A 4407-nucleotide genomic window follows, 5' to 3' on the forward strand; every position below is an offset into this window, starting at 1 on the left:
TTAAACAACTTAGCTAAAAAGCGTATATTAATGTTGATTACAAATTAAATAACAAATAAAAATATCATTGATTTTTTTTGGAGATTCTAAAAAGTGAGTAAATTATATTGTGAGGATTTAATACGATTTTCGGATGCAATGTCTGACGTCAGTAGAGTTATGATCATTACTGAATTAATGAATGGCAGAGCTCTTTCAGCCTCATGGTTAGCAAACCGATTGAATTTGTCACCACAGGCTACGCGTTTTCATTTAAAAAAATTAGAAGATGTTGAACTTATCCATCAAAGGAGATGTGGTAAAAACCACTACTATGAAATAAAAAATCAAGATACTGCAACGTTTATAGAATCTACTTTTAATATTATTCCGCCGAAAGATTGCTTATTTTTATCCAATTCTAAAACTAAAGAAAAATTTAAAGAGGCAAGAACATGCTATAAACATTTAGCTGGCTCATGGTCTGTAGCACTCACGCAGTCGTTTGTTCATAATGAGTTTATTGTTATACAAGACAATTTTTTTGTGGTTACTAAAAAAGGTAAAACCTTTTTTAATGAACATAAGTTATTAATTAACACATCTAACACAGCTTGTGTTGGCAAGCGCTGTATAGATTTTACTGAACATCGGGATCATATTGGTGGTCCATTAGGGACTTTACTACTGCAATCAATGCTACAACAAGAATGGTTTAAACAAAATGATAATAATCGTGAATTGACAATTACGCCAAAAGGTAGAAAAAACTTAAATGTATTTTTAATTGATATATAAGGGAGCTACAATAAACATTAATTTTTCAATTAAATCTTTTAAGACTAGCAACTAAGTTACTTTAACGTATTAATTATAATAAAAAACACCATTGCATTTAGGTTCTTAATCATCCATTGATATTAAACGATATTCCCTAACCCTCTGCAAAAGAGTCCATTGAAACCAAAAATTTAATTCATTTAGTCAAGCTGATGCGCCAAAACTAGATCATATTTCGTTAACACAGTTAGGGCACAGTACTAGCGTTGGCAATAGTTCTTTGAACTTGAACTTGCCCGACATTAATTTTCGTTTTTAACAGATATTACTGTAGTGATAAGTATAGTTAGTTACATAACCGAATAAATAAATAAATTTATTGGTTAAAACAAATTTTCTTAATAGGTCATAGATATCGAATAATTAAGTATAATAGTCAATAATTAACGAGAAGGATTTCATTATGTATGTAAAGAAAATAAGATCATTTATTGTGTTAGCAACCAGTGATAGTTTTCGCGATGCTGCAGAAAAACTGAATATAACCCAACCAACACTTACCAAACAAATTCAACTTCTTGAGGATACATTTGGCTTTAAACTATTTCTTAGAGACAATCAAGGGTGTTACCTAACCGATGAAGGTAAAATAATCTACAAATACGCACTTAATTTAACCAATGAATTAGATAGATTATTATGTGTAGTCAAAAAAATAAAAAATGGTACAACGGGAGTTTTGAATATCGGCTATACATTTTCCTGTATAAATATATTACCGGAAATAATAAATAATTATACTGAACATCACCCAATGATAAAAATTCAGTTACATGAATTGTCTTCAGTAGAACAGGAAAAGAAGCTATTATCAGGCGAATTAGATATCGCTTTTATGGAAAAACCGACGAATAAACAAATAAAGTATACCGAAATAGGCTCAGATCATTTAGTCTTTATATTCAATCAAAAAGAAAATTTTAAGATTAATGATTTTAATGATGTTAATCAAATTTTGGATAAAAATACACTTTGTTTACCTGATTATGATTCACATTTTGATCTGTCACAAAAAATTGCCAAATATCTTTCTAGCAATGCGTTAAATTATCCAAATGTATATTATACAAATAATATTTACAACATTATATCTATGGCTAATTTACATTCGAATGTAACGATACTGCCAAATAGTTTAGTTGATAATATTAAATCAACCAGTGAATGTAAAAAACTGATGGGAAAAGGAGCAAAATGGAAAATTGGCGTGTCATGGAATGAAGAAAAAGCAGGTACAGATGTACTCAATTTTATTAATGAGATGAAAGTTAAATAATTTTTTTATAATTATTAAAATTAATTACTTAAGTTGTAATTGTATTGCTTAATCATTAATTGGTAATAATTTCTGCCCTACTCTAAAGCAAAATTAACGCTCTAAATTAAAAAGATATTACAACCACATCTTTATAGTTACTTACATTAAGTATAACCTCGCTTTTATACAACTAGAATGATGTCATTAATCTCAATTGCGAATTTAATGTTTTCTGCACGGGTTAATAATTCTGACAAATGTCTATTAGTCATTGCTTCAGTGTTTTTATTAAAAATAGCATGAATAATGAAAATCATCCAGTTGCTGTCTTACACAGTATTCCAGATGATTTTCTTTTTAGTCCGCAATATATATTTGTAAAGCTAATTTTATCCATAACAGCTTGTCAAATTATAAACTTGCCGATCAAATAGCTATTTAATCATTGTCACTTGCCTTTGCAACGCCAAGTTTACCGGCATATAAAATTAGACTAAGGGCAAAAATTAACAAAATACACATTATGATAGGTAATACTCTTGCATCGAAAACATTAAGTAATATTCCACCACAAAAACCACCACCAGCTATAGCTAAATTCCAAAGTGAGACAAGTAAAGACTGTGCAATATCAGCAGATTGTCCGGTTATTTTTGCTGAAGCTGTTTGAAATAATGTTGCACCACCACCAAAGGCTAATCCCCATACTACAATTGAGATTAAAATTAACCAATAAAGATTGTCAAAGGAATAAAATAATAACCCTGATATAGCAAATAAACTGAGAGATAAAATAATTAGCTTACGTAAGTATTTGTCGATAAATATACCAACAATCGTAATACTAATTATCGACGAAATACCAAAAATAAATAGAACAACATCGACATTTGCATCATTACCAGATAATTGCAAATATGGTGATATATAGGTGTAAAAAATATTATGACCAAAAGCAAAAATAAAATTTAGTACTAAGATAGATTTTACGTAACGTATAGATAATACAGAAAAAATTGAATTCTTTTTCGCTGTTTTTAACGCTGCTAAATTAGGTAATTTTAGCCATATAAAAATAACCAACAACAAAGAAATGATAGTAATCATGTGAAAAGTTAATCTCCAACCAACTAACTGCCCTATTGAGGTACCTAAAGGAATACCTATTGATAAAGCAATAGGAACCCCTAACATAACTAACGTTATTGCTCTGCCTTGTTTATCATCACTAACTATTCTTGTTGCATAACCAGCCACCATTGCCCAAAGAAGACCGGCAAAAACACCAGCTAAAAACCTAGCAATTAATATCAGGATAAAAGACGAAAAATATGCTGTCATAAAATTAGTAATACCAAAACCAAGCATAACAATTACTAATAATTTTTTTCTATTCCAACTTTGTGTAGCAATGGTTAATGGGATAGCTGATAGTAGAGAACCTAATGCGTAAAGCGTCACTAATTGTCCTGCTTGAGCTTCGGTAACACTTAGATCTTCACTTATTAAAAGTAAAAATCCAGCAGGCAAAGCTTCAGTCATAATAGAAATAAATAGTGCGGTAGCTAAAGCAAGCAGACTCAATGTGGGAAATGTATTATTTGTTTTTTCCATGTAATTCACTCATATTATTAATTTTTTAGTGGGGAATAAAGTGAATTTATGCTAGCAAACAATCTTATAGCTGTATAATTCCAATCATTTATTGCATTATGAAAATTATTTATCGCAACTAACTATATTGACTATCAAGTTAGTTAAATTAACGATTTTATACTATTTCTCGATCAGCATAATAGCCAATTAACATACTGATTGAATTTTGTCTTATTTTAATTCTACAGATTAGATAAACTTAAAAACAGATTTAATGTTCAAAAATAACAAACAAATCTAATTTAACCTGTTTTCCAGTCTATTTTTCTATCAGATATCTAAAAGAATAGATAATAAAGTTTAATTTAAGATCAATTATGGATTTTAACCATTATTAATCTCTAAATACTAAAGAAGTAGCTAGTGCACAAAATGAAACATCATAAATAAACTCTTTTAGATCTACCTCTTTCTTGAGTTTTTCAAACGAATCTGATTCGTTTTCAGTTTGAACTTCAGTATCTAATTTTGTATATATTTTTCTATCTAACTTATTAACAAACTCACTATTTTTATTAAGGATTACAATTTCGTCATCTTTTGTAAAGAATAAAAAAATTTTCATATAATTACCACTTACCATTTCTGTTATCTAGTAAGTAATAATAAAATCACAATGACTCTCATTAAATTTTATTATCTTTATATTTGATATTTATTGGTCATAATTCTAC

The 4407-nt window shown here is 28.6% G+C and carries 4 protein-coding genes; 2 read left to right on the top strand and 2 right to left on the bottom strand.

Annotation, left to right across the window (positions count from 1 at the left end; translation table 11 throughout):
* Positions 1-93: 93 nt before the first annotated feature.
* Both B6D18_RS12060 and B6D18_RS12065 read left to right on the top strand, forming a co-directional pair.
* Positions 94-777, top strand: coding sequence for a helix-turn-helix transcriptional regulator (locus tag B6D18_RS12060; RefSeq protein WP_086364665.1), 684 nt, complete (start codon positions 94-96; stop codon positions 775-777).
* Positions 778-1222: 445 nt separating this feature from the next.
* Positions 1223-2095 (top strand): LysR substrate-binding domain-containing protein, encoded by an 873-nt coding sequence (locus B6D18_RS12065; protein WP_086364666.1) that lies wholly within the window; start codon positions 1223-1225, stop codon positions 2093-2095.
* A 420-nt stretch (positions 2096-2515) separates the two neighbouring features.
* Here the strand turns inward: B6D18_RS12065 and B6D18_RS12070 are convergent, their stop codons facing one another.
* Positions 2516-3691, bottom strand: a complete 1176-nt coding sequence (locus B6D18_RS12070; RefSeq protein ID WP_086364667.1) for an MFS transporter — start codon at positions 3689-3691, stop codon at positions 2516-2518.
* A 376-nt stretch (positions 3692-4067) separates the two neighbouring features.
* On the bottom strand, positions 4068-4298 hold the full coding sequence (locus B6D18_RS12075; protein WP_086364668.1) for a hypothetical protein: 231 nt from the start codon (positions 4296-4298) through the stop codon (positions 4068-4070).
* Positions 4299-4407: the final 109 nt, after the last annotated feature.

This window comes from Gilliamella sp. A7 (genome assembly GCF_002142015.1).
Lineage (GTDB): Bacteria > Pseudomonadota > Gammaproteobacteria > Enterobacterales > Orbaceae > Gilliamella > Gilliamella apis_A.

Coding starts and splice junctions, on each gene's coding strand:
- B6D18_RS12065 (WP_086364666.1), top strand. CDS start 1,223: ATGTATGTAAAGAAAATAAGATCATTTATTGTGTTAGCAACCAGTGAT.
- B6D18_RS12070 (WP_086364667.1), bottom strand. CDS start 3,691: ATGGAAAAAACAAATAATACATTTCCCACATTGAGTCTGCTTGCTTTA.
- B6D18_RS12075 (WP_086364668.1), bottom strand. CDS start 4,298: ATGAAAATTTTTTTATTCTTTACAAAAGATGACGAAATTGTAATCCTT.